Below are 26,094 nucleotides of genomic sequence, written 5' to 3'. Positions count from 1 at the left end.
CGGGGCCGTACGGACCGGGCATCCCGGGTGGACCGGACGACGCCGGCGGAGGCGACGCGGCCGAGGAGCCGCCGGTCGCGGGGTGCGGCTCCGGGCCGAAGCGCTGCCGGTACGCCGAGGGCGTGAGGCCCGTCTCGCGGCGCAGCAGGATGCGGAGGTTGGCCGGTGTGCCGAGCCCGCTGTGGCGGGCGACGGCGTCGATGCCGGTGTCTCCGCGTTCCAGGAGCCGGCGGGCGAGGGTGACGCGCTGGGTGGTCAGCCAGCCGAGCGGCGTGGTGCCCAGCTGGGTGCGGAAGCGCCGGTACAGGGTGGTGGTGCTGACGGCCGCCTCGGCCGCCAGGTCCGCGACGGTGAGCGGGGCGTCGAGGCGTTCCTGGGCCCAGGCCAGCACGGGTGCCAGGGACTCGTCGGGCAGGTCGGGCATGGGCCGCTCGATGAACTGCCGCTGGCCGCCGTCGCGGTTGGCGGGGAAGACGAGGCGGCGGCTGATGGTGTTGGCGGTCTCCGCGCCGTGGTCGCGGCGGATGATGTGCAGGCCGAGGTCGAGCGCGGCGGCGCTGCCGGCGGAGGTGAGGACGCTGCCGTCGTCGACGAAGAGGACGTCGGGTTCCACGTGGACGGCGGGGTAGCGGGAGCGCAGGAGCTCCGCGCACTGCCAGTGCGTGGTGGCCCGGCGCCCGTCGAGCACACCGGCCTCGGCCAGGGCGAACGCGCCGGTGCAGAAGGAGACCAGCCGGGCGCCCCTGCGGTGGGCGCGGCGTATGGCGTCCAGTACGTCGGGACGGCGTGGACGGGTGACGTCCGGCCTGCTCGGGACGACCAGGGTGTCGGCGGCCTCGGCGGCTTCGAGGCCGGCCGTCCCGGTGAGGGTGAAGAAACGGTTGCGCATGGCCGTGCGGTCACCCGGGGCACACAGCACGAACTCGTACAGCTGATGGTCGAGTTCGGGTCGGGGCAGACCGAAGAGCTCCGTGGCGCAGCCCAGTTCGAACGGGTTGGTGTTCTCGTCCACAAGGACCGCCACACGGTGCGGGCCGGGCCCCTGACGGACGGCGTGGAAGGATTCTTGCGGCATCCGCCACTTCTACCACTCACCCGCGGGCGTGACAGTGCGTCAGAGTGGTCGCCGGGCCGGCCCGCCGCAGCCACCACCTGCGCACCCAGCGCCTGGCCCGCCCTTTCTTCGACCACACGACCCGCAAGGGAGCACACGCATGCCCACAGTGCGACGGGGACCGGTCCTGGCCGGGATCGCGGCCGGGATGCTCGCCCTGACCTCTTCACCGGCCGTGGCGGCGGACAACCGCACGCTCACGCTGGACGCCTCCGACCCCCTGGCGGCCAAGGCCCTGCAGATCTGCTACGACGTGCACCTCATCTCCGAGGTTCCCTACGTGAACAACGACTGCAAGGTCACCTACGACCCGACCGCGTACCGGGCCGCGCCCGGGCCGGAGCACCCGGTGGGCGACCGCGTCCTCAACTACGCCTCCACGACGGTCACTCACACCCTGGCCTGGACGGACACCGTCACGAGCTCGGACAGCTTCGAGGTGAGCTCGTCGGTGAAGTCCACCATCTGGGGCGCGGCGGAGGTCGCGGTGACCGCCAAGTACACCAAGACGTGGACGCGGTCGAGCACCGTCTCGCAGACGAACAGCCTGCCGGTTCCGGCCTGCAACGCCGGCTGGTTCAGCAGGGCCGCGGAGATGGGGACCGCCACCGGTGACCTGCGCGTCGACTTCGACCGGAGCGTCAAGATCAGGAGCGGCACGAAGAAGAGGTACAAGCACGTCGTCATCAAGAACAGCACGTTCAGCGCGCCCACCGGGAAGAACGACCTCCTCATCGCCCGCTCCCGTCCGATGACGGCCGAGGAACGCGGCGCCTGCCCCTCCTGAGCCCGCCCGCCCCGCCGGCGCAGGGCGCGGTCCCGGGGCGCGGCCCCGGCGCGCCCTGCGTCCGGCACGGCGGAACACGTCCCGATCCCGATCCCACGAGAGCACCTTCCATGACCACGACGACCGCGGCCTGCGCGCCGCCCCCGGCGCCGGCCCGGTGCGGCGCCCCGACCGCCGCCACCGTGCTGATCGACGACCAGGCACTCGGAGCGTTCCTGACCGTCGCGGTCGGCGCGTACCGGCGCCTCACCGCCGAAACCCCCCTGCCCTGCTTCGCGCTGCTCCTCGGCCAGGCGGAGGCGGCGACGTTCCACGTGCGCCGCGTCGTCTTCGGCCGCAACGCCCGCACCAGCGACCCGGCGGCCCGGCAGGAGTTCTCCGAGACCATCGTGCCGCGGTTCGGGCCGGCCTACGAGAACGAGCACCGCGGCTGGTGGATGGACTCCGCCGACCTCCTCAAGGCGGCCCGCCAGGCCGAAGAGGCCGGCCTGGACCTGCTCGGCTCCATCCACATGCACCCGGACTGGCACCGCATAGGGCCGCCGTCGGCACGCGCCCACGTGCTCAGCGAGCGCCCCACACCCATGGACCACCACCTCTTCGAGCAGGCGGGCTGGCCCCTCAACCTGATCTGCTACCTCGAACGCCGGGCCGGCGCCTTCTTCCACTCCCTCGCGGCCTGGACACCGTCCCCGCCGGGCGCGCCCGAGGGCGCCGGGTGCACCGGGCTCGACCTGCGCGTCCGCACGAGCACACGGCCCGGGACGTGACGGGCACGCGCGCGTCCGCGCCACCCGCGGGCGCCGGTGGCCAGGGGGACGCCGGTGCGATCCGGGCCCTGTGGGACGCGATGGCCCGCGGCTGGGCGGAGGGCGACGCCGCGCGGTTCGCCGCGAGCTTCGCGGAGGACTGCGACTTCACGACCGTGCGGGGCGACAAGCCGGCCGGCCGGCCCGGCATCGAAGCCGGCCACGCGGACCTCTTCCGCGGGCTGTACGCGGGGACCGTACTCGCGACGGACGTCACGAACATCCGCTTCCTCGGTCCCGGCCTCGCCGCGGTCGACGCGGAGTCGACCGTCAGCAGACCCGGCGGCGCGGTGCTGGCCCGCACCCACGCGCTGGCGATCGTGGCGCGGACGGCCGGACACCGCTGGCTCATCCACACGTTCCACAACATGATCCCCGCCGCCCGCACCCCGCAGCAGACACCCCGACCCCAGGAGCCGACGGTGACCGACCCCAGCCCCCGGCCGAAGCTGCGCCATCTGGCCCTCGTGGCCCGCGAACCCGAGAAGCTCGCCGCGTTCTACTCCTCCGTCTTCGCGATGGAGCTCTTCCACCGGGACCCGGACGGCAGCTGCTTCCTCTCCGACGGCTACCTGACGCTGGCCCTGGTCAAGCACCGGCTCGACGGCGAGACCCCGGTGGGGATGAACCACTTCGGCTTCCACGTCGGAGACACCGCCGAGGTGTCCGCCGCCCTGGTCGCCGCCGGCGTCCCGGAGCCGGCGGAGCGCGCGACCGGCCGGCCCTTCGCCGAGTACCGGGCGATCGACCCCGAGGGCAACTGGTTCGACCTGTCCGCGCACGGCTTCGGCGGCCCGTCCGCCTGACCCCCCGCGGGCAGCGGGACCCGCCGCCTTCCCGGGCGCCCCGCCCCGGGGACACCCCGCCGGGGCGGGCCGGCACCTGGCCGGCCCGCGCCCGCGTACCGGCGCGGTGCGTCCCGGGGCCGCGACCGGTGCGGGCCCCGCGGCTCCGCGCGCCCCCGCTACGGCAGCAGCAGCCAGTCCGCCGCGAGCGCCGCGGCCAAACCCGTGCCGAGGAGCCAGATGCCGAGGCGGGTGCGGCCGTGGCGGCTCAGTTCGATCACCACGCCGCAGAGGATCATGGCCAGCCCGTACACCCCGACGACCAGCACCGAGCCCCGGCTCGCCAGCCGCAGCGCCAGGACGACCGCCAGCGCCACCAGCAGCACGGTCGCCACGACCACACCCAGGCGGCGTGCCTGACGGGGGGTCAGGCCGCCGTCCGGCTCGCGGACGTCCGCCTCCGGCTCGACGCGGTCCTGGATATCGCGGTCGTCGGCTGTGGTCATGCCCGGAGCGTAACGGACCGGCGCACCCGAGGCCGTTCGAGGGAGGCGGTTAGGCTGTCCGCATGACGACCGGGGTGCGCAGACGGATGGGCGTCGAGGAGCGCAGGCAGCAGCTCATCGGCGTGGCGCTGGAGTTGTTCAGCCACCGCTCCCCCGACGAGGTGTCGATCGACGAGATCGCCGCCGCCGCGGGCATCTCCCGGCCGCTCGTCTACCACTACTTCCCGGGCAAGCAGAGCCTGTACGAGGCGGCGCTGCGGCGCGCCGCCGAGGAGCTGCGGGCGCGGTTCGTCGAACCGCACGAGGGGCCTCTGGGGGCCCGGCTGCTGCGGGTGATGCACCGGTTCTTCGACTTCGTGGAGGACCACGGGCCGGGCTTCTCCGCGCTGATGCGGGGCGGCCCGGCGGCCGGGTCGGCGCCGGAGGGGGCGCCGTCGGCGACGAACGTGATGATCGACGAGGTGCGGCAGGCCGCGTACGAGCAGATCCTCAGCCACCTGGGCGTGCCGGTGCCGCCGCCGGCCCGGCTGGACCTGGTCGTGCGGTCGTGGGTGGCGCTCGCCGAGTCGACGGCGCTGATCTGGCTGGACGGCCGCCGTGTGCCGCGCGCCGAGCTGGAGGTGCAGCTCGTGCACGACTTCGCGGCGCTGGCCGCGGTGAGCGCCGCCCACGACGACGAGATGGCCGCGCTGGTGGTGCGGATGCTGGCGGAGGAGCCCGCCGACGGGCCGTTCGGCGGGCTCCTCGACCGGCTGGGTGCCCTGCTGGCGCGGGTGCCGGCCGTGCCGGCTCAGCCGGCCCGGTAGGACACGTCGAGGTCCCGCACCTCGGCCGAGACGTGGACGGTCACGCCGTCCACGGGGGTGAGGAAGTCCCGCACGAGCCCGACCGCGGCCTCGCTCAGCCGGGCCTTCGCCTCCGGCGCGCGTCCGGGGAGCAGGGCGATCTCGACGTGGACGGCGGCGTGGCGGCCGGTGCCGTCGCCGACGGTGGTGTCCCCGGTCGCGCGGGTGCGGGTCGTGTAGGCGGCGAGCCGGGCGGAGACGGTCTCGGCGACGACGGGATGCAGGGCGGCGGCGTAGCCGCGGCGGTCGAAGGCACCGCCGAGGGCGTCCGAGTAGTCGATGGTGATCTGCGGCATGCGCCCACTCTCGCCCGCGTCCGCGCGGGCGCACAAACCGCGACCGGATGGCGGACGCCCCCGCTCCGGCGGACCGGGGCGGGGGCGTGCGCGGTGTGCGGGGGCCGGCTCAGCGGGCGGTGAACACCGCCACTGTGCGGGCCGGGGCCGTGAAGGTGCCGGAGTCCGCGTCGTACGCGGCGGCCTTCACGGCGGCGTCGGAGCCCGACGCCTGCACGGGGTGCAGGGCGTAGTCCGTGCCGGACAGGGCCGGGACGGTCTGCTTCTGCTGCTCCGGCGTGGCGTTGAACACCACGACGAGGTCGCCGAGGCGCATGGTGATCACGCCGGGCGTCTCGTCCTTGCCGGAGAGCGGGAAGGACAGCTCCTCCTGCACCCGGCCTGCGGTGGTCAGGCTGAACGCCTCCTCCGTGGTGCGGATCTTCAGCAGGTCCCGGTAGGCCGCCGAGGCGCCGTCGATCTGCGCGCAGCCCGCCTTCAGGGACGGGGCGGTGAGCAGCGGCTTCGCGTACGGCCACTTGTCCTGGTTGTCGGCGGCGGGCGGCAGGCCGCGGCCGAAGCCGTTGCCGAGGCGGCAGTCCCAGTGCAGGGCGTTGAACCAGTCGCCGCTGTCGTACGAGTTGCGGTCGAGGGACTTGGAGCGCAGCAGGTCCGAGCCGGCCTGGGACAGGGCGGGGCCCTGGGAGAGCGCGGCGGTCGCCATGGCGAGGACCTGCATCCTGGCCCGGTCGGCCGGGGACGTGCCGGCGGGCAGCTTGAAGGCCAGCGCGTCGTACAGGGTCTCGTTGTCGTGGGCGTCGGCGTAGGCGAGGGCCTCACCGGGAGCGGCGGCGTAGCCGGCGGGCCGGCCGTTGTAGTCGACCTGCGCGCCCTTCACCTGCTTGCCGGACGTGTCGGTGAAGGTGAAGTCCGCGAGGTTTCCCGACAGGCCGACCTTGATCAGGTCCTGATAGTGGAGGAGTCGGGCCTTCTGCTCGGCCGGGGTGCCGTTGGCGGCGGAGCCGTTGGGCTCGGTGTACAGGCCGGAGGCGAAGCCCTGGACGCCGGGGTCGGCGTCGAAGGGGCCGCCGCCGCGCACCGCGTCGCGGGCCCGGTCGGAGAACGTGGCGATGCCGGTGCCCGCCATGTTCTTCTGCGTGGCCTGGACGAAGCGGGCGTCGTCGGCGACCTCGCCGAAGTTCCAGCCCTCGCCGTACAGGATGATCTTCTTGCCGTCCACGCCGTCCTTCGCGACGGTGAGGGCGTCGAGCGCCTCACGGACGGCGAGCATGTTCTCCTTCGGGTGGTGGCCCATGAGGTCGAAGCGGAAACCGTCGACCTTGTACTCCCTGGCCCAGGTGACGACCGAGTCCACGACGAGCTTGCCCATCATGGTGTTCTCGGGCGCGGTGTTGGCGCAGCAGGTGGAGGTGGCGACGGAGCCGTCGGCGAGGAGCCGCTGGTAGTAGCCGGGCACGATCCGGTCCAGGACGGACTTGTCGTCCTGGCCGCTCGCCACGGTGTGGTTGTAGACCACGTCCATGACGGTGCGCAGGCCGGAGTCGTTCAGCGCCTTGACCATCTGCCGGAACTCGACGGTGCGGCGGGTCCCTTCGGGGTCGGAGGCGTACGAGCCCTCGGGCACGGTGTAGTGCAGCGGGTCGTAGCCCCAGTTGAAGGCGTCCTGGCCGGCGGCGGCCGCGACGCACTCCGCCTGCGCCTCGGAGTCCGGGGCGTGGGAGGGCAGGTCGCAGTCGGGGGTGGCCTGGTCGGACTTCTTCTCGGGGATGGTGCCGATGTCGAAGGCCGGCAGCAGGTGGACGTAGGAGGTGCCGCTGTCCGCCAGCTTCCCGAGGTGCTTCATGCCGTCCGAGTCGCGGTCGGTGAAGGCGAGGAAGCCGCCGGGGTGCCGGTTCGTCGGGTCGGAGGCGGAGAAGTCGCGGATGTGCAGTTCCTGGATCTGCGCGTCGCGCAGCGGGACGGCGTCCGGCTTCTTCAGGGTCTTCCAGCCCTTGGGGGCCAGCTTCGGGTCGGCGAGGTCGACGACGAGGCTGCGGGCGGAGTCGGTGGTGAGGGCGGTGGAGTAGGGGTCGGTGACCTTGTTGGTGACGACCTTCTGGACGCTGGGCGCCCACACCTTCACCACGTACCGGTAGGGCTTGCCGTTCCACGACCTGCCGCCCCTGGCGGACCAGACGCCGGTGGCGTCGTCCCGCTTCATGCGGACGGTGCGGCCGCCGAGTTCGAGGGAGACCGACTGCGCGGTGGGGGCCCACACGGACAGGGTGGGCCGGCCCTTGTGGAAGACCGGGCCGAGCGCCCTGGTCTTGGCCTTCTCGCCGTACAGGTCGTCGAGGACGCCGGCGATCTGCACACCGGTGGCGCTCAGCAGGGCGCCGTTGGCGGCGTACTGGGTGGCGACGACCTGGCCGCGCAGGGCGGTGCGGATCCGGTCGCGGTCGCGCGGGTCGACCGAGTACGCGGTGTACTTCGCGAGGTGCGGGTACCGGGCCTTCTGCGCGTCGGTGAGGCTCGTCCTGCCCAGCCGCAGCCAGGCCGTGTCCGTTCCGCCGGTCAGCGCGCCGCCCTTGACGGCGAGGGAGCCGGACGGGGAGTACTGGAGCTGGCTGGACGCGGCGGCGGAGGAGCCGTTCCAGGCGAGGGTGGTCTCGTCGATCCACACGGCCGCGGACTGCGTGAGGTCCAGGGCCGCGCCGCCGCCCTTGGGCTGCGGCAGCAGGTGCTTCTCCTGTCCGCCGAGCAGCCACACCTCGTGGCCGGTCGCCTTCAGGTCCAGGGACTGGTCGGTGGGCAGGTCCTTCTCGTCGCCCTTGTGGATGATGTAGCTGAGGGAGGTGGCGCCTTCGGCGAGCGGCACCTCGTAGACCGCGCCGTACGGGTCGGTGCGGACCGGCATGAGCGGCTTGGACCAGTCGGTGGGCTCGGCGGCGCCGGTCCAGACGTGCAGGCCCCAGCCGTCGTAGTCGCCGTCGGCGCGCTGGTAGTGCAGGACGGCCTTGCTGGTGTCCTGCGGCGGGTAGGCGCCGTCGGGCGCCTGGTCCAGGGACTGCTCCTTGCCCTGCTCGATCCATACCTCGCCGGTCTTGGACAGGTCGACGGTGCGGTCGGCGGAGACGTCCTTGTTGCCGTTCTCGTCGATGACGAGGTAGCCGACGCTGGAGGCGCCCGGCTTCAGCTTGACGTGGGCGAAGGCGCCGTAGGCGTCGCGGCCGGTGAAGGCGTGGCCCTCGGGCCACGGGGTGGCCTCGCCCTCGGCGATGTCGCCCCAGGCGTAGAGGCGCCAGCCGTCGTAGTCCCCGTCGGGGCGCTTGTAGTGGACGACCGCGTAGTCCCGCTGGGTCGCGGTCGGCACCTCGGGCGCGGGGGCCTGGCCCGCGGTGGTCTGCGCGAGGTCGCTCGCGGTGCGTCCGCGGGCGTCGACGACGACGGCCTTGTAGCGGACGGTGGCGCCCTCCGGGGCGGTGATGGTGTGGCTGACCCGGTAGGGGGCGTGGTCGGCGGAGCCGAGGACCTGCCACCTGCCGTTGCCCTGCTGAGCGGCGAAGACGACCCGGTTGAGGGCGCCCCCGCCGCTGACGTCGGCGGTGACCTCGACGGTGCCGGTGGCGCCCGCGGCGGGGGCCTTCAGCTCGACGGTGGGCGCGGACGCGGGTGCGGTGACGGCCCGGCCGGCCTTCAGCACGACGGACGACAGGGCGGGCACGGTGACGGTGAGCTTGCCGTCGCCGCCGCTGGTGGCGGTGGCCGCCTCGCCGTAGACGGTGCGGAAGGCGGTGCCGGCGGGGGTGTCGGTGGCGAGTTCGACGGTGCGGGCCTCGGTGGCGTTGTTGACGGCGGCGACGTACTCGGTCTTCTTCCGCGTGTCGATGCGGGAGAAGGCGTAGACGCCCGCGCCGTCGTCGGCGTGCCGCTCGATCTGGACGCCGTCGGCGAGCGCCGGATGGTCCGCGCGGAGTGCGGCGAGCGCGGCGATCTGCCGGTAGAGCGGGTGCGCCGGGTCGTAGGCGTCCCGGTCGTGGCCGCGTGCGGTGCCGAGCTGGTCGTCGTCCAGGTAGTCGGCGGTCTTGGAGGCGAACAGGGTCTGGCGGGCGTCCTTGTCCCCGCCGGCGCCGGTGAAGCCCTGCTCGTCGCCGTAGTAGACGACGGCGTTGCCGCGGCTGAGGAACATCAGCTCGTTGGCGAGGCCGTACCGCTTGACCAGTTCGGCGTCGCCGGCCTTGGCGTTGTCCTGCTGGAGGAACGTGCCGAAGCGGCCCATGTCGTGGTTGCCGAGGAAGTTGACCGTCTCGTAGGCGTTGGCCTTGTCGGTCGTGTACTTGTGGTCGTCGGCGAAGAGCCGGGCGAGCTTCTGTGCGGAGCCGCCCTGGGAGGCGAAGTTCCGGGCGGCTTCCTGGAACGGGAAGTCGAGGGTGGCGTCCAGCCGCCCCTCGCGCACGTAGTGCGAGGTGAGGGAGGTGTCGGAGGAGTACACCTCGCCGAACATGAAGAAGTCCGGCCGGCCCTTCTTCTTCGCGTACGCGTCGAGCGCGGTGGCCCACCGGGTCCAGAACTCGGTGTTGACGTGCTTGACGGTGTCGATGCGGAAGCCGTCGATGTCGAAGTCGCGCACCCACCGCTGGTAGATCTTCTCCATGCCCTCGACGACCTCGGGACGCTCGGTCCACAGGTCGTCCAGGCCCACGAAGTCACCGTGGGTGGAGGACTCGCCGGCGAAGGTGGAGTCGCCGCGGTTGTGGTACATCGCGGGGTCGTTGAGCCACGCCGGGACCTTCAGGTCCTTCTTGTCGGGGGCGACGACCGGCTTGCGGGGGAAGGAGCCCGGGCCGGTCTTCGGGAAGCGGCGCGTCCCGTCGGCGTAGTCCGCGTCGTCGAAGGGCTTCCCGTCCTTGGTCAGGTAGGGGAAGGCGCCCTTCGAGAGGTACTCGTAGGACTTCTCCTCGTAGTCGACGACATCGGCGGTGTGGTTGGTGATGACGTCGAAGAAGACCTTCATGCCCTTGCCGTGGGCCTGCTTGATCAGCTTCTTCAGGTCGTCGTTGGTGCCGAAGTGCGGGTCGACCTGGGTGAAGTCGGTGATCCAGTAGCCGTGGTAGCCGGCGGAGGCGTTCTCGCCCTGGCCCTGCACGGGCTGGTTCTTGAAGATCGGGGCGAGCCAGATGGCGGTGGTGCCGAGGCCCTTGATGTAGTCGAGCCGCTCCGTGAGGCCCTTGAGGTCTCCGCCCTGGTAGAAGCCCTTGTCGGTGGGGTCGTACCCGTGCTGGAGCCGGGTGCCGGTGAGTCCGCCGCGGTCGTTGCCGCGGTCGCCGTTGGCGAACCGGTCGGGCAGCACGAAGTAGAACTGCTCGCGGGTCAGGTCGTGCCGGGCGGGCTCGGCGGCCAGCTTCCGGTCCGACGGCGGGGCGGGCGGCCGGGGTGCGGCGTTCGCCGGGACGACGGCCGGGACGACGAGCGCCGTCACGGTCGCGGCGGCGAGGACGGCCGCCGATCTGCGCCGCGTGGCGCGCAGCCGCGGGGGCTGGAGCCGCGGGAGGCGAGGGCGTGTCAAGACGTTCTCCTCGTTGAGGGTCCTACGGGAGGAGGCCCCGCACCCGGGCGGGTGCGGGGCCCGGTCGGTGCGGGATCAGTTGCGCCAGGTGTCGTTCAGGACGACCTTGCCGTCGGCGGGGACGGTGGCGGTGCGGTTGGCGCCGCTCTCCCAGGTGACGTTTCCGGCGGCGTCCTTGCGGATGTACTTGTACTCGAAGGCGGTGCCGGCGGGCAGGTCGACGTCGAGCTTCCAGACGGGGTACGCGGCGGGGTCGAGCTTCAGGGCACCGGACGGGCTCCAGTTGCCGAGGGCGGCCTGGTTGCCGGTGACGTAGATGTCCTGGCCCCAGCTGGTGGTGGCGTCGACGTTGAAGGAGGCGCCGGTGGCGCCGACGGGCGGCGGGTCGGTCACGTCGCCGCAGTCCCTGGCGCCGACGTGCAGGGCGAGGGCCGTGCCGGCGCCGAGGGTGGCGGTGAACCGGCCCGCGGAGTCGACGGTGACGGCGGTGCCGTTCTGGACGTTGCAGTAGCTGCCGGCGGCGAGGGATGTCTGGAACGTCCGCGTGATCGCGCCGCCCTCGTGGTTGATGGCCACGTAGGCCTTGTCGCCGCGCCCGAAGGCGATGGCGTCGTTGCCGTTGTCCCACCAGTTCGTGACGCCCTGACCGCGGGCCACGTTCCGGAAGGCGACCATGGACTTGATCTCGCGCCAGTCGTGCTGGCACTTCCAGCCGTCGCTGTAGCAGGCGTTCACCTGGCCGCCGTTCGGCGGGCCGGCGTCCTTGTGCGACCACTCGTAGCCGGAGTGGACGTCCGGGGAGCCGTACGGCCAGGCCAGCATGAAGACGCTGGCGAGGGTGTAGGCGGAGCCGCTCTTGTAACTGAGGGTGTCGCCGACGCGCTCGGTGTCGTGGTTGTCGACGAAGACGCCGGACTGGCCGGAGGACATGAAGCCCCAGCCCTCGCCGAAGTTCTTCAGGTAGGCGAGCTTGTCGTTCTGGAACGCCTGCTTCAGCCCGCGGGCGTAGCGGAACTCCTGCACGTCGCCGTTCTGGAGGTACTCGCTGGGGTCGACGGCCTCGCCGGCCCCGTGGATGGCCTCCTGCTTCCAGTACACGTTCGGGTCGGTGAGCTGGGCCTTGATGGCGGCGAGGTCACCGGTGGGCATGTGCTTGGCCGCGTCGATGCGGAAGCCGTCGACGCCGAGCGACAGCAGGTCGTTCATGTACGCGGCGATGCGCTGGCGCGGCCAGGACTCGGAGGTGTCGAGGTCGGAGAGCCCGACGAGCTCGCACTGCTGGACGTTCCAGCGGTCCTGGTAGTTGGTGACGTTGGTGGTGCAGTTGTCGAAGTCGGCGGCGGAGTAGATGCCGGGGTAGTGGTACTTGGTGTACGACGACCCGCCGGTGCCGACGCCGTCGCCCGCGGCCATGTGGTTGATGACGGTGTCGGCGACGACCTTGACGCCTGCCGCGTGGCAGGTGTCGATCATGCTCTTGAAGGCGGCGCGGTCACCGAGGCGACCGGCGATCTTGTAGCTGACGGGCTGGTACGAGGTCCACCACTGGGAGCCCTGGATGTGCTCCTGAGGGGGCGAGACCTGCACGTAGCCGTACCCGGCGGGCCCGAGCGAGTCCGTGCACGCCTTGGCGACGGAGTCGAACTTCCACTCGAACATCACTGCGGTGACGTCCTTGTCGCCCGGCGCGGCGGCCTGCGCCTGGGTGACGGGCGCCGTGACGCCGACTGCGGCTCCCGCCACGACGGCGAGTGCGGCGGCCACGGTTCTTCTGGCCATGTTTCCTCCTGGGGAGGGGAGGTGCGGATGCAGTGGAGGCAGCCTCGTACGACAACGCGCCGTGCCCGCAAGGCCGATGTGGGGGTGAAGCCTCTTGCTGCAAGAAGGCAGCAAAGGTTTTCGGACGTGACCGTACGAGCCACCGGCGGGGGAGGTCAACCCCTTCGACACACTCCTCTTACGCCCGGGTCACATCCCGGAAACCCCGGCAATGAAGGGGTTGCAAGCTCTTTCGCAAGGAATTGCAGTGGGGCTACGTTCAACGACGACTCCGGTCCGGCCGGCCGAGGGTACCGGCCCCATACGCCGGCCCCACGCGCCCGGCCGGCCGGGCCGGTCACCAACCGGGAGGCCCGGGGCTCGAAGAAGACCCCGCCGCCCCTGACACCAGGGCGGGCCCCGGGCCTCCCTGCCATCCCACCGGGCGCCTACGGCAACGCGCGCGCAGTCGCGCCGGTGTGCGGCCCCCCTTTCAGTGGCCACTCGCCCCAACGGTCCGACGGCCGATTCACGCAGCCTCGGCCGCGCGACCTGCGCGCCCCTCCCCCACCTCGCGTACGACCCCCGGCTCCGGCAGTCGGGCAGCGCTGCCGCCAGTGGGGCGTCACCGCGGGCGCAGGACGGCCCCGCCGACTGCATGGCCCCCGGCGGGTGGGCGGGCCGCGTTCGCCGTGCCGCGCCACTTCCGGCCCGCCGCCCCCCGCCCTCTGCCCTGATGCGGGGCAGGTCGGCTGACACCTCGTCCCGGACCGGCTCGGGCAGCGCCGAAGCAGCACCGCGGTCCGCGTACGGCCCGCCCAGGCCACAAGGCGTCTACCGGGGACCGGAATCGGGCCGGCCCGTGTAGTCCTTGAGTTCTTCGGTATCGAGGGTGATGCCCAGGCCGGGGATCTCCACCTGGTCGCCGTAGTCGTAGCACGGAGCGCTCTGGTACTTGCCGTCCACGGGATTGCAGTAGACGGTGATGCTCTCCTCGTCCCGGTCGATCAGGACGTACACCGGGATACCGGACTCCGCGTACGCGCGGGGCTTCTCCTTCCGGTCCCGGACCTCTGTGTCGTAGTCGAACGAGGTGATCTCCGCGACCAGGAGGACCGGATCAGGGTCGCTCCACTCCCCCGCGCCCACGAAGGCCTTGAGCGGCGCGAGCGTTCCGTCCGGCCGGGCGTAGCCCTTGCGGTAGGTCTCCACCTTGAGCCCCTTGCCGGTGAACAAGCCGAGGTCAGGGCGGTGCTGTAGGCACTGCCTCGTGAGCCAGACGGCGACCGTCTCGTGGTTCCCGTCCCCCGCCGGCCTGACCCGCACCCTTCCGTCGATGAACTCCATCGTCACGTCCTCGCGGGCCCCGAATGCAGCGATGCACTCGAACTGCTCCGGTCGCATCTGCGCGCGCGGAGCGGACACGTCGCGCAGGACGCCGCGCTCTCGGCGGGGACCACGGTCCGCAGGGCCGTATCCGATGGGCTGCTCTGTCACAGCGTCCACCTCTCCCCGTCCGTCCGACGACATAGTCGGAAGCCATACGCCGACGCACTCCGGGCGATACAAGGCAACGGTACCGACGCTGAGCGTGACGCCGGGCCGTCGGCAGGCGCCTTCTTCCAGGGAGCCTCTCGCCCCCATGATTCGCCGACGGGCTCACGCCGCCTTGGCCGCGGCGACCTGCCGTGCCCGCTCCTCCAACTCCCGTACGGCTCCCAGGCCCCGGTAGGCGGGCAGGGCGCGCAGCATGGCCGCCAGGTGGGCGTCGCCGCGGGCCGAGGACAGCCCCGCGTGCCCGTCCAGGAAGGCGTGCCAGGTGGCGCAGGCGGCTTCCACATGGCGCATCCGGAACTGGCGCTCGGCGATCACCCCCAGGCAGTGCAGCCGTCCCTGGCGCTCCTGCGGCGACCGGGCCGCGTTGGACCGGCGCAGACTCCTGACCGATCCCTCACCGTCGCCCAGGCACCAGCGGACATGTGCCTCGTGGAAGAAGTACGCCGCCTCGTCGTAACCGCCCACCGCGTCCCGCCGGTTGTCCGCACGCTCCAGTGCCGCCTCGGTCTCCCGGAGCCGTGACAGCGCCGCCCGCCGGTCGCCGGTCATGGCCGAGGCGTGCGCCTGCTGGCCGCGCAGGAACGCCACCAGGCGCGGCCCGGCCGCCGGGGCGGCCTCCGCCGCCGCGTCCGCCAGCTCCAGGGCCCGTGCCCCGTAGCCCAGATGCGATGCCTGAAGGCTCATGCCGCGCAGTGTGCGGCAGTACGTGACGTGGTCCCCGGCCTCCCCGGCCAGTGCGAGCGCCTTCAGGTAGTACCGCTGGCCGAGCCCCTGCTGCTCCTCGTACATGGCCATCCAGCCCGTCAGGTACACCAGGTCGGCTGCGGCGCCCCTCATCTGCTGCCGCACCCGCTCCGGTCCCGACGCCCTCAGGTACGGACCGACCGTGTTGGCCAGGAACGCGGCGGCCATCGGCCGGGCATGGCCCGCGCCGATCTCGTCGAGGATCTCCGCGACCTTGTCCGTCATCCGCCGCACGGTCGCGACATCGCTCGCGCCGATCCGCACGGTACGCGCCGCCTGCGCCGCCTCCGCCCGTCCCGCCAGCACCTCCTGGAACGACGGCACCAGCAGTGTCGCGCTGTACAGCCCCGCTCCCAGCACCCGACGGCGGGAGGGGTCCATGTCGGCCCGGCTGAGCTCGACCACCCCCGACACGACGTCCTGCCCCCCGGCACGGGCGGCGGGCCAGCCGAGCTCGGCCGCCGTCACGGGCCGCCCCGCCAGTCGCGACAACGCCTCCGTGACCGCCGGACGCGCCTCGGCCTTCGGCACGCTGCCCCGCAACCAGTGCGAGACGGTGGACTTGTCGTAGTGCAACCGCAGCCCCAGCTCACCACCCACCGCGTTCACCCGGCGCGCGAGCTGTGCGTTGCCGACCCCCGCCTCGGCCATCAGCCGGGTCAGCGCCTCGTTGGGCATCCGTGTCCGTACCTGTGCCGCCATGGGGCACCCCCAAGCGTTCAACGCGTTCAACCGGACCTCCAGAGTCCCTGGTTCTCCACCGGCGCGTATCCGCGTTGGATGAATGTCAGCCGCACGGAACCGCCGCGTGGCGAGACCTTCCCCAGCCATCCGAGGTGAACGACCATGGCATCCGTCCAGCGCCGGCATGCGGCGCCACCGCCGGCAGACGACTCCGAGGATCTGCAAGTCCTCCAGGATGTCGACCTGGCCCTGCACGCGGCCTCCCTGCGGCCGACCCGCGAGGCGGCCGACGCTCTCCGGGAACGGCTCCGCAGCGTCCTGCTCACCCACGCGGACCGCGTCGCCACCCACGCCCGGGGACTCTCCGACGGGCGGGCCCGAGGCATCGCCCTCAGCGTCGCGGCCCATGCCCGTGCCGTGACCGCCGACCCCGTCCACGACCCGGCGGCACACCTCCGCCTCCTCGCCCGCGGGGCGCAGATGCTGCTCCGGTACACCGCAGCCCTGAGGGCGGAGTCCGCATGACGGAAACAACGGGGCCCGGTACCGAAGTGCGTGTCCTTTCCGGGGCCCGTCCCGGGGACAAGACGTGCATCCTGATCACCGACGGCGGCAGCGGGCCGCTCTCCCGTCACGCCGACGCCGTCGAGACCATCCGGCTCGACCACGCGGCGCACACGCTCGCGCGCGCCCGCAGCCTGCCTGCATCCGTGTCCGTCGCGGAACTGCGCAGATACGTACACCACCTGGCCGACCACCTGGAAGAGGTCCTGCTCGTGGCACGCAGCCGCGGCCGTCGGCTGCCTCTCTGACGGGCACACACCCGGGCGGCCGCCCGGCCGAGGCGCCGGGGCGGGGGCACGGGCATGCCGGGCCGGTCAGCCCGCCGAGGGGGACACCAGCATGCGGAAACCGGGCCGGTTCGGCAGCTCGGGCAGCGGGTGCGCCACCCAGCCGCGGGCGAACTCCGGTGCGGGTCTCCCTCCGGACAGCAGCACGGCGACCGGGCGGCGCTCCGCGAGCCGCGCCAGGCCGGCCGGGGTGATGCTGGCGTCGTGGCCGCCGGGCTGGCGGGACGCGCAGCCCGCCCGGTACGCGATGCGGACGGCGTCCTCCCCGCTGACGACGCACGGCGGGCGCACCCCGCGGGCGTGGAGCTGCTCGGCGATCCGCGTGAGGGTGACGGTGTCGGTGCGCACCCTCCGGGTCACCGAGTCGAGGACCTTGTACTGGATCGCCAGGTGGGCGAGCAGCGCGAGCGCGCACACGCCGAGCAGGGCGCGGCGGCGCCGGGTCCGGGCGTCCGCCACGCGCAGGAGGAGCAGCGCGACCGGCACGGCGAGCAGGACGTACGCCGGGAACAGGAAGCGCGGGGCGGCGTAGTCGACGGTGAAGAGGTACGGGAGCGCGAGTGCGGTCCCGGCGGCCGTGGCCAGGACCGCGGGCGTCCGGTGCGGGGTGCCCGCGGCGACCCGTACGCCGCCGGCGACGCACAGCGGCAGGGCGAGGAACCACAGGCCGGTGACCGGGTTGCGCCAGGGCACGTCGCAGGGGCGGCACAGCGTGCGGCCGGCCAGGGCGCGGACGTGGTCGTCGACCGCGACGTACAGGCCGAGTTCGCCCTGGATCTCGCTGGCCCGGTCCAGCCGTGCGGCCAGGCCGCCGTAGCGGACGTACGCCTCGACGACCCACTCGGCGCCGCCGGCGGCGGCCCCCGCGGCGAGTGCGCCCCACAGCACCGGCCGCCGCCACGCCGGGACCAGCAGCGACGCTGCGGCCAGCACCAGGACGAGCGGCACCGCGTCGGGCGGCCGCATCAGCGCGACGAACGCGACGGCCGCGCCGAGGCCCAGCAGCGGCCGGGGCTCTCCGGGGGCGCGGGCGGCGCGCAGGAAGAAGCCGACGGCGGCGAAAGCGCCGTACGCCACCCACAGGTTGGGCATGACCTGCGGCCCGTAGTACAGCACCGTCCACAGGGTCGCGAACAGGGCGCCCGCCAGGGCGAGCACCCGCGGCGGCAGCAGGGTCAGCCAGGTGCGCAGGGCGAGGAAGAGACCGAGGCCGGACAGCAGGGCAAGCCAGACCCGCAGCGCCGCGACGGAGGCCGTGAGGGCCGCGACGGGCGCGGCGAGGAAGGAGACGCCCCGGGCGCGGGGGGCGCTCAGGAACGCGGCCGGTCCCTGCCGGCCGACCTGACTGACGTACACGGTCTCGTCCCAGCCGAGTCCCAGGCCGGGGGCGACCAGGGTCAGCTGGGCGAGGACGAAGGCCGCGGCGACGGCCGCCGGCCAGAGCACCGCACGGTCCGGTCGGCCCTCCGCGGCAGCGGCGCGCGGCGGCCCGGCCGGAGCCGGTTCGGAGGCGGGGGGCTCGTCACGGGAGCCCGACAGCAGGTGCGGTTCCCGCATGGAGACCTCGTCGGTAGGGGCCGGGCAGGTCCCGGCCTGCCTCTCCACGCTGGGCGCGGCCGTGGGGGCGCGCACAGCGACGCGGCGGCGGGCCGGGGCAGCAGCGCCCGATGAGGTGAGGGCGCTGCGCCATCCGCCGCAGGGCCCGCGGGGCTGCGGGTCCCGGTCCGGCGGCGGAGCGGTCCGGCGTGCCGTCGGGTCCCCGTGCGACCGCCCGCACCCGAGCTGCGCGCCCCCGCAGGGCAGCGGGCACACGGGCACCAGGCGGGCGAGGCGGCGACGCCCCCGTCCGGGAAGGGCGGGGGCGTCGCGGGGCCGGGGGACCCGGCCGCAGGAGCGGCTACCGCGGCGGGGCCGCCGTGGAGCCGCGGACGACCAGTTCCGGCTGGAAGACGTACTCGGTGCGCTGCACCGGGTTGCCGTCGATCTCTTCCAGCAGGGCGTCGACCGCCGCCGTCGCCATCGCCCGCACCGGCTGCCGGACCGTCGTCAGCGGCGGGTCGGTGAAGGGGATGAGCGGCGAGTCGTCGAAGCCGACGACGGACACGTCCCGCGGCACGTCCAGGCCCCGTGCCCGGACCGCGCGGACCGCGCCCAGGGCCATCAGGTCGCTGCCGCAGATGATGGCCGTGCAGCCCTGGTCGAGCAGAGTGCCGGCCGCCGCGTAACCGCCCTCCACGCCGAACAGCGTGGACTGGATGTACGCCGCGCCCTCCTCGCGCGGCACGTCCAGGGTGCGGTGCAGCGCCGACACGAAGCCCTCCGCCTTGCGGCGGGACGGGACGTAGCGGGTCGGGCCGATCGCGAGTCCGATCCGCTCGTGGCCGAGGTCGGCGAGGTGACCGACCGCCATGCGGGCGGCGGCCCGGTCGTCCGGGGACACGAAGGGGGCGTCGATGCGGTCGTTGTAGCCGTTGATGAGGACGTACGGCACGCCCCGCGACGCCAGCCGCTCGTAGCGCGACGGGTCCGCGGTCGCGTCGGCGTGCAGGCCGGACAGGAAGACGATGCCGGTGACGCCCCGCTCCTCCAGCTGCTCGACGAGCTCGTCCTCGGTCGCGCCGCCCGGCATCTGGGTGCACAGGACCGGGGTGTAGCCGTGGCCGGCCAGGGTCTGCTCGATGACCTGGGCGAACGCCGGGAAGATGGGGTTGGTGAGCTCCGGGATGACCAGACCGACGAGGCCCGCGCTGCGCTGGCGCAGCCGTACGGGGCGCTCGTAGCCGAGCAGGTCGAGCGCGGCCAGCACCCGGTGGCGGGTCGCCGCCGCCACGCCCGCCTTGCCGTTCAGCACCCGGCTGACCGTCGCCTCGCTCACCCCGGCCTGTGCGGCGATGTCCGCCAGCCGCGGGGCGCCTGCGGCCAGGTCGCCCCGCGGTGACGGCACCGCCTGCTGGAGGGTCACACCGCCCACCAGACCGTGGTGTCGGCGGGCAGCTCGGCCGTGCCGTCGACGCTCGTGCGGACCTGCTCGTTGGCGAGCAGCATGCGGCCGGGGACGGCGACGCGGACCGGCTCGGAGGTGGTGTTGGCCGTGCAGACGAAGCCGCCCCGGCGGAACGCCAGGACGCCGTCCTCGGCGTCCAGCCACTGCACCGACTCGCCCGCGCCGAGGTCGGGCTGCTCGCGGCGGATGCGCAGGGCCGTGCGGTACAGCTCCAGGGTGGAGCCGGCCACGCCCGTCTGGGCCTCGACCGACAGGGCGCCCCAGGTGGCGGGCTGGGGGAGCCAGCTGCCGCCGGAGCCGAAGCCGTACGACGAGCCCTCCACGGTCCAGGGGATCGGCACGCGGCAGCCGTCGCGGAAGCCGTCCTGTCCGCTGGCGCGGAAGAACGACGGGTCCTGGCGCACCTCGTCGGGCAGGTCGGTGACGTCCGGCAGGCCGAGCTCCTCGCCCTGGTAGACGTACGCCGAGCCGGGCAGGGCCAGCATCAGCAGGGTGGCGGCGCGGGCGCGGCGCAGGCCCAGCTCGCGGTCGCCGGCCTCGCGCAGCTGCGTGCCGAGGCCCGCCGGGTTGGCGAACCGGGTGGCGTGGCGGGTCACGTCGTGGTTCGACAGCACCCAGGTGGTGGGGGCGGCGACCGGGGCCATCGCGGCGAGGGAGGCGTCGATGACCTTGCGGAGCTCCGCGGCGTTCCAGTGGGTGCCGAGGTACTGGAAGTTGAACGCCTGGTGCATCTCGTCGGCGCGCACGTAGTTGGCGGTGCGCTCGACGGTCGGGGTCCACGCCTCGGCGACGAGGATGCGCTCGCCGTCGTACTCGGACAGCACCTGGCGCCAGCTGCGGTAGATCTCGTGGACGCCGTCCTGGTCGAAGAACGGCATGACGTCGTTGCCGAGGAGCTTCAGCTGGTCGTGGCCGCCGATGTCGGGCAGCCCGTCCGCCTTGATGAGGCCGTGGGCGACATCGACGCGGAAGCCGTCCACGCCCATGTCGAGCCAGAAGCGCAGGATGGAGCGGAACTCGTCCCGTACGGCGGGGTGCTCCCAGTTGAAGTCGGGCTGCTCCGGGGCGAAGAGGTGGAGGTACCACTCGCCGGGGGTGCCGTCGAGCTCGGTGATGCGGGTCCAGGCGGGGCCGCCGAAGATGGACTCCCAGTCGTTGGGCGGGAGTTCGCCGTCGGTGCCCTTGCCGGGGCGGAAGTGGTAGCGGTCGCGCAGCGGGGAGCCGGGGCCCTCCTTCAGTGCGCGCTGGAACCACTCGTGCTGGTCCGAGGAGTGGTTGGGCACCAGGTCGACGATGATCCGCAGGCCCAGTGCGTGGGCCTCGCGGACGAGGGCGTCGGCGTCGAGCAGGGTGCCGAACATCGGGTCGATGGCGCGGTAGTCGGCGACGTCGTAGCCCGCGTCGGCCTGCGGCGAGGCGTAGAACGGGCTGAGCCACACGGCGTCGACGCCGAGGTCCCGCAGGTACGGGAGGCGGCTGCGGATGCCTTCCAGGTCGCCCATGCCGTCGCCGTTGCCGTCGGCGAAGCTGCGCGGGTACACCTGGTAGATCACCGCGTCTCTCCACCAGCCGGTGTCCGTGCCGGTGGTCGGGGCGGCGGGGGCGGCGGCAAGGTGCTGGGTCATGTCTTCCCTGATGTGGATTAGGGGATGGAGGGGCGGTGCCGAGCCGGGGACAGGCCGGTTCGGCACCGCCGCCGTGGGCGCGTGGGGTCCGGGCGCCGGGGCGCCGGGGCCCGCACGGCGTCACGGGCCTGCGGGGGTCCGAAGGGCGTCAGCCCTTCGTGCCGCCCGCGGTGAGGCCGGCGACGAGGTTCCGCTGGACCAGGAGGAACACCAGGCCCGCGGGGACCGTGATGATCACCGCGCAGGCGGTGAGGTAGCCCCACTCCGCCTTGTGCTGGCCGATGAAGCTCTGGAGGCCGACGGAGAGGGTGAGCATCGAGTCGCTGGACAGGAAGGCGCGGGCGAAGGCGACCTCGCCCCACGCGGTGAGGAAGGAGTAGAACGCGGTGACCGCCAGGCCGGGCTTGGCCAGCGGCAGGATCAGCCGGTAGAAGGTGCCGAAGGGGGTGAGCCCGTCGACGCGGCCCGCCTCGTCGATCTCGTGCGGGATCGTGTCGAAGTAGCCCTTCATCATCCACGCGCAGAACGGCACGGAGACCGAGCAGTACGTGAGGATGAGGCCGAGGTACGAGTCGAGCAGGCCGAGGCCGCCGAGGATGTTGTAGAGGGCGACGATGAGCACCGCCACCGGGAACATCTGGGTGATGAGCAGCACCCACATCAGCGACCTGTGGCCGGGGAAACGCATCCGGGAGATGGCATACCCGGTGGAGGCGGCGACGAACACGCCGACCAGGGTGGTGCCGGCGGCCACGAGGACGGAGTTGGCGAACCAGCGGGGGAACTCGGTCTCCGTGAGGACGTACGCGTAGTTGCTGATCTCCAGGCCGCCCTCGGCGCTGGTCGGCTTGGTCCAGCCGCTGCGCCCGCGCAGCGAGATGAAGACCATGTAGACGATCGGGAAGACCGCGACGACGCTCGCCGTGACGAGCGCGGCGTGCAGGCCGAGGGACGCCAGCGGGGAGCGCTCCTCGCGGCCCCGGACCTTGCGGGCCTTGCGGGTGCCGGGGGCGGCGTGGGCGGGTGCCGCGCCGGCGGGCTTGTTCCGGGGAGCGGTGACCGTGCTCATCGGGCGGTCTCCTGACGGTTGAGCATGCGCCGGTAGAAGGCGGCGAAGACGAGGAGCATGGAGAGGATGATGATCCCGTAGGTCGCGGCGCCGGCGTAGTCGCGCACCGACCCGAAGGCCAGCCGGTAGGCGTACGTCACGAGGATCTCGCTGTGCAGGGCGTTGGCCTCCCCGAGCATCAGGTAGATGATCGGGAACATGTTGAACGTCCAGATGGTGCCGAGCAGGATCACCGTGGCGCTGACCGGGCGCAGCCCCGGCAGGGTGACGTGGCGGAAGCGCTGCCAGGCGCTGGCCCCGTCCATCTCGGCGGCCTCGTACTGCTCGCTGGAGATGGACTGGAGGCCGCCGAGGACGGCGACCATCATGAAGGGCACGCCGAGCCAGACGTTGACGCCGATGACGGCGACCTTCTGCATGAAGGTGTCGCCGAGCCAGTCGACGGGGCCGAAACCGAGCGAGCCGAGCACGGCGTTGAAGACACCGGACTCGGAGTTGTACATCATGCGCCAGATGTAGGTGGCGACGAACGCGGGCACGGCCCACGGCAGGATGAGCAGCACCCGGTAGAGGGAGCGGCCCTTGACCTTGCGGTTGAGCAGCAGGGCGAGGCCGAGGCCGATGGTGTAGTGGAAGAACACGCAGGACGCGGTCCACACCACGGTCCACCACAGCTTGGGGTAGAACTCGCCGTCGGCGCCCGACAGCACCCGCCAGTAGTTGTCGAAGCCGACGAACTGGTAGGTGGCGGGGATCTCGGCGGCACCGAGTTGCTTGGCGACGTTGAGCTCGTTGGCGTCGGTGAACGACAGGTAGACCCCCCGGCCCAGGGGGTACGCGACGAGCACGCCGATGACCAGGACCACCGGCAGCACCATGGCCCAGGCGTACCAGTGCCGGTCGAAGGAGCGCTTCATGCGCGTGAGCAGCCCGGCCCGGGCAGGCCGCTGGGCCTTGGCGGGGTCTGCGGTGGCTGTGTTCATGGGCGTTCTTTTCCCTCGGGTCCCTCAGTGGCTACGGGTCCGGCCCGGACCGGCGCCCCTGTCGGGGAGGCTGCCGGTCCGGGCCGAAGGGGGCTTACTCGACCGAGTACTCCTTGAGGGAGTTGATGTTGGTCTTCCACTTCTCGGCGGTGGCGTCGAGGCCCTCCTCGACGGAGGCGTTGCCCTTGAGGATTTCGACGTACTGCTTGGTCCACTCGGCGAACATGTCGCTCACGCCGGCGACCGCGGGACGCGGGGTGGAGTCGGCGAGCACGTTCTTGAAGGCGGCGCGGATCGGGTCGGCGACGACCTTGACGGTGTAGGCGTCGTCACGGGTCGGGAGGACGCCGGTCTCCAGGGACGCGGCCTCCTGCGACTCGGCGGAGGTCATGAACGCGACGAACTTCGCGGCCGCGTCCTTGCGTGCCGCGTCGGCACCGTTGTAGACGACCAGGTTGTGGCCGCCGGTGGGCGTGCCCGCGTCGCCGGAGGAGCCGGCCGGCATGGCGGCGACACCGAGGTTGTCCTTGTTCTTGAACGCCTTGCCGGTCAGGTCGTCGGCCGTGGACCAGGGGCCGTTGACGACCATGGCGACCTTGCCGTCCTTGAAGGCGGCCTGCATGTTGTTGTAGCCGTCGGTGTAGTCCGGCTTGACCGCGACACCGCTCTTGATCAGGTCGACGACGGTCTGGACGGCCTTCTTGCCGCGCTCGTCGTTGACGGTGATCTTCTTGTTGTCGGTGTCGACCATCAGGCCGCCCTCGCCGTACAGGAACGGCAGGGCGAAGTAGCTGTCCGGGTTGCGGTAGATGCCGTCGACGCCGGTCTTGTCCTTGATGGTCTTCGCGGCCGTGGACAGCTCGGCCCAGGTCTTCGGCGGCTGGACGCCGGCCTTCGCGAAGACCTCCTTGTTGTATAGGAGGGCGAGGGCATCGGTGACCTGCGGGACGCCGTAGAGCTTGCCGTCGACCTTGGCGCCGTCGACCAGGCTCGGGTTGAAGGAGCCGATCTCCTTGACGGCGGGGGTGCCGTCGAGCGGGGCGAGGTACTGGAGTTCGGCGAGGCCGGCGGTCCAGCCGACGTCGGCGCGCAGGACCTCCGGGGCGTTGCCGGCCTGGGCGGCGGTCTTGTACTTCTGCTCGGCCTCGGCGAACGGGACGTTCTGGTACTTGACCTTGATGTCCTTGTGGGCCGCCTCGAACTTCTCGATCAGCTTCTTGTACGTCGGCGCCTCGTTCGTGGCGTCCGACGTGTCCCACCACGTGATGGTGACCGGACCGTCGGCCGCCTTCTTGTCCCCGTCGCCACTTCCGCCGCCGCACGCCGTCGCCGCGAGGGCCAGGCTCGCAACGAGCGCGGTGGCTGCTATGCCACGCCGCATGTGAACTCCTTCGAACGATCCCGGGTTGCTGCAGACCGCTCCTTCGCGGGGCGCCGGGTTGCCAGGAACGTAACAGGGATGAAAACGAGCCGAAAGAGCTTGCGGAGGATTTCTGCAAGGAGCGGGGATCGTTACATCGGTGTGTCCCTACGGTTGCCGTCGCATCGCTTGACACCCCAGGCGCAGCCGCCCCTTGGCTGCCCGCGGGCAGCCTTGCGGCTGCTCTTGCACCGCGCTGTCCGGCTCTGCAAGCCTTTGCACGACTCTTGCAGAAGGGTCGCATACCGGCCGCCCGTGAACGGTGGGCACGACGCGCCCGAGTGCCCTCAGCCAGTCCCACCTCGGGGAACGTGCCGCGATCCGCAGTCCGCTCCGCCCGCGCGGGCAGCGGTCACGGGCCGGCCCGTGTGCGGCGCACCGGGACCGCGCCGCCGCCTGCGGGCCCTCGGGTCACCGCGCCGCGTCATCGATCATGTACGCCCGGCGACGGTCACGGTGGTGCGAACCGCCCGTTCAGGGCGCCGCGCGGCGGGCCCGCGTGCGGAGCACGGCACGTCCCGAGGCGCAGGGGCGGCGGGTACGGAGTGCGGGACGGCGCTCGCGCCGGAGGCCCTCCACGTGGTGGGCAATCCGACGCCCGCCCGGTACAGTCCCATCCCATGACCGCGCGGCTCGCCGACATCGCAGCCCAGGCGGGGGTCAGTGAGGCCACAGTCAGCCGCGTGCTCAACGGCAAGCCCGGCGTGGCCTCGGCCACCCGCCAGTCCGTGCTGGCCGCACTGGACGTGCTCGGCTACGAACGGCCCGTGCGGCTGCGGCAGCGCAGCGCCGGCCTCGTCGGCCTGATCACCCCCGAGCTGGAGAACCCGATCTTCCCCGCGCTGGCGCAGGTGATCGGCCAGGCCCTGACCCGGCAGGGGTACACCCCGGTGCTGGCCACGCAGACGCCGGGCGGCTCCACCGAGGACGAGCTCACCGAGATGCTCGTGGACCGCGGGGTCGCCGGGATCATCTTCGTGTCGGGACTGCACGCCGACACCACCGCCGACACCCGGCGCTACGACCAGCTGCGCGGCAAGGGCGTCCCGTTCGTCCTCATCAACGGCTTCTCCCCGCACGTCCAGGCGGCGTTCGTGTCGCCCGACGACCGGGCGGCGATGAAGCTGGCCGTCACCCACCTCGCGTCCCTCGGCCACAGCCGGATCGGGCTGGCCGTCGGCCCGAAGCGGTTCGTGCCGGTGCTGCGCAAGATCGAGGGGTTCCACGCCGGCATGCAGGAACGGCTCGGACTGGCCCCGGAGGAGACCGAGGAACTCGTCCAGCACTCCCTGTACACGCTCGAAGGCGGGCAGGCAGCGGCGGCGGCGCTCATCGACCGCGGCTGCACGGCCGTGGTGTGCGCCAGCGACATGATGGCGCTGGGCGCGATCCGGGCCGCCCGGCAGAAGGGGCTGCACGTGCCCCGGGACGTGTCTGTGGTGGGCTTCGACGACTCCCCCCTCATCGCTTTCACGGACCCGCCGCTCACCACGATCCGGCAGCCCGTGCAGGCCATGGGGCAGGCGGCGGTCAGGGCGCTGCTGGAGGAGATCGGCGGCACCCCGGCGCCGCACGGCGAGTTCGTCTTCATGCCCGAGCTGGTCGTTCGCGGTTCCACGGCCTCCGGCCCCCAGGGGTCGAGGTCCCCCGAGAGGCGTACGGCTGGCGACGGGAATCCGTTTGAAGGATGATCGAACAGATGGAGCTTTCTG

Annotated in this window: 20 protein-coding genes; 7 read left to right on the top strand and 13 right to left on the bottom strand. The window is 72.6% G+C overall.

Annotated features, from left to right (window positions below):
• Window positions 1-1,075: GlxA family transcriptional regulator (locus tag BJP40_RS24660; protein WP_079171439.1), on the bottom strand; the 1,075-nt coding region annotated here is incomplete at its 3' end.
• 139 nt (window positions 1,076-1,214) lie between these two features.
• On the opposite strand from BJP40_RS24660, the gene BJP40_RS24655 reads away from it, so the two are divergent.
• The 3 genes from BJP40_RS24655 (at window position 1,215) to BJP40_RS24645 (ending at window position 3,516) form a co-directional block, all read left to right on the top strand.
• On the top strand, window positions 1,215-1,901 hold the full coding sequence (locus BJP40_RS24655; protein WP_071282462.1) for a hypothetical protein: 687 nt from the start codon (window positions 1,215-1,217) through the stop codon (window positions 1,899-1,901).
• Between the two features lie 110 nt (window positions 1,902-2,011).
• Window positions 2,012-2,671 (top strand): hypothetical protein, encoded by a 660-nt coding sequence (locus tag BJP40_RS24650; RefSeq protein ID WP_079171436.1) that lies wholly within the window; start codon window positions 2,012-2,014, stop codon window positions 2,669-2,671.
• Entirely contained in the window at window positions 2,668-3,516 is an 849-nt protein-coding gene (locus BJP40_RS24645) for an SgcJ/EcaC family oxidoreductase (protein ID WP_071282461.1), read from the top strand. The genes BJP40_RS24650 and BJP40_RS24645 overlap by 4 nt, the downstream gene beginning before the upstream one ends.
• Window positions 3,517-3,674: 158 nt before the next feature.
• On the opposite strand, the gene BJP40_RS24640 is transcribed toward BJP40_RS24645, so the two are convergent.
• Complete coding sequence (locus BJP40_RS24640; RefSeq protein ID WP_071282459.1) at window positions 3,675-4,001, bottom strand: hypothetical protein; 327 nt, start codon at window positions 3,999-4,001, stop codon at window positions 3,675-3,677.
• 62 nt (window positions 4,002-4,063) lie between these two features.
• On the opposite strand from BJP40_RS24640, the gene BJP40_RS24635 reads away from it, so the two are divergent.
• On the top strand, window positions 4,064-4,807 hold the full coding sequence (locus BJP40_RS24635; protein ID WP_071282457.1) for a TetR/AcrR family transcriptional regulator: 744 nt from the start codon (window positions 4,064-4,066) through the stop codon (window positions 4,805-4,807).
• Here BJP40_RS24635 and BJP40_RS24630 read toward each other — a convergent pair.
• From BJP40_RS24630 to BJP40_RS24610, 5 genes are all read right to left on the bottom strand, one after another.
• Window positions 4,792-5,142: a 5-carboxymethyl-2-hydroxymuconate Delta-isomerase gene (locus BJP40_RS24630; protein ID WP_071282455.1), complete on the bottom strand. Its 351-nt coding sequence runs from the start codon at window positions 5,140-5,142 to the stop codon at window positions 4,792-4,794. The two genes, BJP40_RS24635 and BJP40_RS24630, sit on opposite strands and share 16 nt — an antisense overlap.
• Window positions 5,143-5,251: 109 nt before the next feature.
• Window positions 5,252-10,687, bottom strand: a complete 5,436-nt coding sequence (gene pulA / locus BJP40_RS24625; protein ID WP_071282454.1) for a pullulanase-type alpha-1,6-glucosidase — start codon at window positions 10,685-10,687, stop codon at window positions 5,252-5,254.
• A 75-nt stretch (window positions 10,688-10,762) separates the two neighbouring features.
• Window positions 10,763-12,466 (bottom strand): carbohydrate-binding module family 20 domain-containing protein, encoded by a 1,704-nt coding sequence (locus BJP40_RS24620; RefSeq protein WP_071282452.1) that lies wholly within the window; start codon window positions 12,464-12,466, stop codon window positions 10,763-10,765.
• Between the two features lie 813 nt (window positions 12,467-13,279).
• Window positions 13,280-13,942: a Uma2 family endonuclease gene (locus tag BJP40_RS24615; RefSeq protein ID WP_256220819.1), complete on the bottom strand. Its 663-nt coding sequence runs from the start codon at window positions 13,940-13,942 to the stop codon at window positions 13,280-13,282.
• 162 nt (window positions 13,943-14,104) lie between these two features.
• On the bottom strand, window positions 14,105-15,424 hold the full coding sequence (locus tag BJP40_RS24610; protein ID WP_226962686.1) for a hypothetical protein: 1,320 nt from the start codon (window positions 15,422-15,424) through the stop codon (window positions 14,105-14,107).
• Window positions 15,425-15,592: 168 nt separating this feature from the next.
• Here BJP40_RS24610 and BJP40_RS24605 point away from each other — a divergent pair, with 168 nt between their 5' ends.
• Together BJP40_RS24605 and BJP40_RS24600 are read left to right on the top strand one after the other, a co-directional pair.
• Window positions 15,593-15,955, top strand: a complete 363-nt coding sequence (locus BJP40_RS24605; RefSeq protein ID WP_071282448.1) for a hypothetical protein — start codon at window positions 15,593-15,595, stop codon at window positions 15,953-15,955.
• Window positions 15,952-16,242 carry a hypothetical protein gene (locus tag BJP40_RS24600; protein ID WP_143066023.1) on the top strand — a complete coding sequence of 97 codons (291 nt, stop codon included), beginning with the start codon at window positions 15,952-15,954 and terminating at the stop codon, window positions 16,240-16,242. Before BJP40_RS24605 ends, BJP40_RS24600 begins: the two co-directional genes overlap by 4 nt.
• A gap of 66 nt (window positions 16,243-16,308) precedes the next feature.
• Here the strand turns inward: BJP40_RS24600 and BJP40_RS24595 are convergent, their stop codons facing one another.
• The 6 genes from BJP40_RS24595 to BJP40_RS24570 all read right to left on the bottom strand — a co-directional run bounded on the left by BJP40_RS24595 (window position 16,309) and on the right by BJP40_RS24570 (window position 24,343).
• Window positions 16,309-17,838, bottom strand: a complete 1,530-nt coding sequence (locus BJP40_RS24595; RefSeq protein WP_226962685.1) for a hypothetical protein — start codon at window positions 17,836-17,838, stop codon at window positions 16,309-16,311.
• Between the two features lie 340 nt (window positions 17,839-18,178).
• Window positions 18,179-19,255: a LacI family DNA-binding transcriptional regulator gene (locus BJP40_RS24590; protein ID WP_079169259.1), complete on the bottom strand. Its 1,077-nt coding sequence runs from the start codon at window positions 19,253-19,255 to the stop codon at window positions 18,179-18,181.
• On the bottom strand, window positions 19,240-20,910 hold the full coding sequence (locus BJP40_RS24585; RefSeq protein WP_071282444.1) for a glycoside hydrolase family 13 protein: 1,671 nt from the start codon (window positions 20,908-20,910) through the stop codon (window positions 19,240-19,242). The genes BJP40_RS24590 and BJP40_RS24585 overlap by 16 nt, the downstream gene beginning before the upstream one ends.
• Window positions 20,911-21,058: 148 nt before the next feature.
• Window positions 21,059-21,979, bottom strand: a complete 921-nt coding sequence (locus BJP40_RS24580) for a sugar ABC transporter permease (RefSeq protein WP_071282442.1) — start codon at window positions 21,977-21,979, stop codon at window positions 21,059-21,061.
• Window positions 21,976-22,962: a carbohydrate ABC transporter permease gene (locus BJP40_RS24575; protein ID WP_079169258.1), complete on the bottom strand. Its 987-nt coding sequence runs from the start codon at window positions 22,960-22,962 to the stop codon at window positions 21,976-21,978. The genes BJP40_RS24580 and BJP40_RS24575 overlap by 4 nt, the downstream gene beginning before the upstream one ends.
• A gap of 94 nt (window positions 22,963-23,056) precedes the next feature.
• Entirely contained in the window at window positions 23,057-24,343 is a 1,287-nt protein-coding gene (locus tag BJP40_RS24570) for an extracellular solute-binding protein (RefSeq protein WP_071282441.1), read from the bottom strand.
• Window positions 24,344-25,002: 659 nt separating this feature from the next.
• On the opposite strand from BJP40_RS24570, the gene BJP40_RS24565 reads away from it, so the two are divergent.
• A complete protein-coding gene (locus tag BJP40_RS24565) occupies window positions 25,003-26,073 on the top strand; it encodes a LacI family DNA-binding transcriptional regulator (protein ID WP_071268771.1) in 1,071 nt (356 codons plus the stop codon).
• Window positions 26,074-26,094 lie beyond the last annotated feature (21 nt).

Origin of the sequence: Streptomyces sp. CC53 (assembly GCF_001865245.1) — a bacterium.
Lineage (GTDB): Bacteria > Actinomycetota > Actinomycetes > Streptomycetales > Streptomycetaceae > Streptomyces.
The sequence above is the reverse complement of the archived record's forward strand: the minus strand, read 5'-3'. Positions and strand labels throughout refer to the sequence as shown.

What these genes read in the sequence shown, in the direction of transcription:
- BJP40_RS24655 (WP_071282462.1), top strand. Translation starts at nt 1,215, where the DNA reads ATGCCCACAGTGCGACGGGGACCGGTCCTGGCCGGGATCGCGGCCGGG.
- BJP40_RS24650 (WP_079171436.1), top strand. Translation starts at nt 2,012, where the DNA reads ATGACCACGACGACCGCGGCCTGCGCGCCGCCCCCGGCGCCGGCCCGG.
- BJP40_RS24640 (WP_071282459.1), bottom strand. Translation starts at nt 4,001, where the DNA reads ATGACCACAGCCGACGACCGCGATATCCAGGACCGCGTCGAGCCGGAG.
- BJP40_RS24635 (WP_071282457.1), top strand. Translation starts at nt 4,064, where the DNA reads ATGACGACCGGGGTGCGCAGACGGATGGGCGTCGAGGAGCGCAGGCAG.
- BJP40_RS24630 (WP_071282455.1), bottom strand. Translation starts at nt 5,142, where the DNA reads ATGCCGCAGATCACCATCGACTACTCGGACGCCCTCGGCGGTGCCTTC.
- BJP40_RS24620 (WP_071282452.1), bottom strand. Translation starts at nt 12,466, where the DNA reads ATGGCCAGAAGAACCGTGGCCGCCGCACTCGCCGTCGTGGCGGGAGCC.
- BJP40_RS24610 (WP_226962686.1), bottom strand. Translation starts at nt 15,424, where the DNA reads ATGCCCAACGAGGCGCTGACCCGGCTGATGGCCGAGGCGGGGGTCGGC.
- BJP40_RS24605 (WP_071282448.1), top strand. Translation starts at nt 15,593, where the DNA reads ATGGCATCCGTCCAGCGCCGGCATGCGGCGCCACCGCCGGCAGACGAC.
- BJP40_RS24600 (WP_143066023.1), top strand. Translation starts at nt 15,952, where the DNA reads ATGACGGAAACAACGGGGCCCGGTACCGAAGTGCGTGTCCTTTCCGGG.
- BJP40_RS24595 (WP_226962685.1), bottom strand. Translation starts at nt 17,838, where the DNA reads ATGCGGGAACCGCACCTGCTGTCGGGCTCCCGTGACGAGCCCCCCGCC.
- BJP40_RS24585 (WP_071282444.1), bottom strand. Translation starts at nt 20,910, where the DNA reads ATGACCCAGCACCTTGCCGCCGCCCCCGCCGCCCCGACCACCGGCACG.
- BJP40_RS24580 (WP_071282442.1), bottom strand. Translation starts at nt 21,979, where the DNA reads ATGAGCACGGTCACCGCTCCCCGGAACAAGCCCGCCGGCGCGGCACCC.
- BJP40_RS24575 (WP_079169258.1), bottom strand. Translation starts at nt 22,962, where the DNA reads ATGAACACAGCCACCGCAGACCCCGCCAAGGCCCAGCGGCCTGCCCGG.
- BJP40_RS24570 (WP_071282441.1), bottom strand. Translation starts at nt 24,343, where the DNA reads ATGCGGCGTGGCATAGCAGCCACCGCGCTCGTTGCGAGCCTGGCCCTC.
- BJP40_RS24565 (WP_071268771.1), top strand. Translation starts at nt 25,003, where the DNA reads ATGACCGCGCGGCTCGCCGACATCGCAGCCCAGGCGGGGGTCAGTGAG.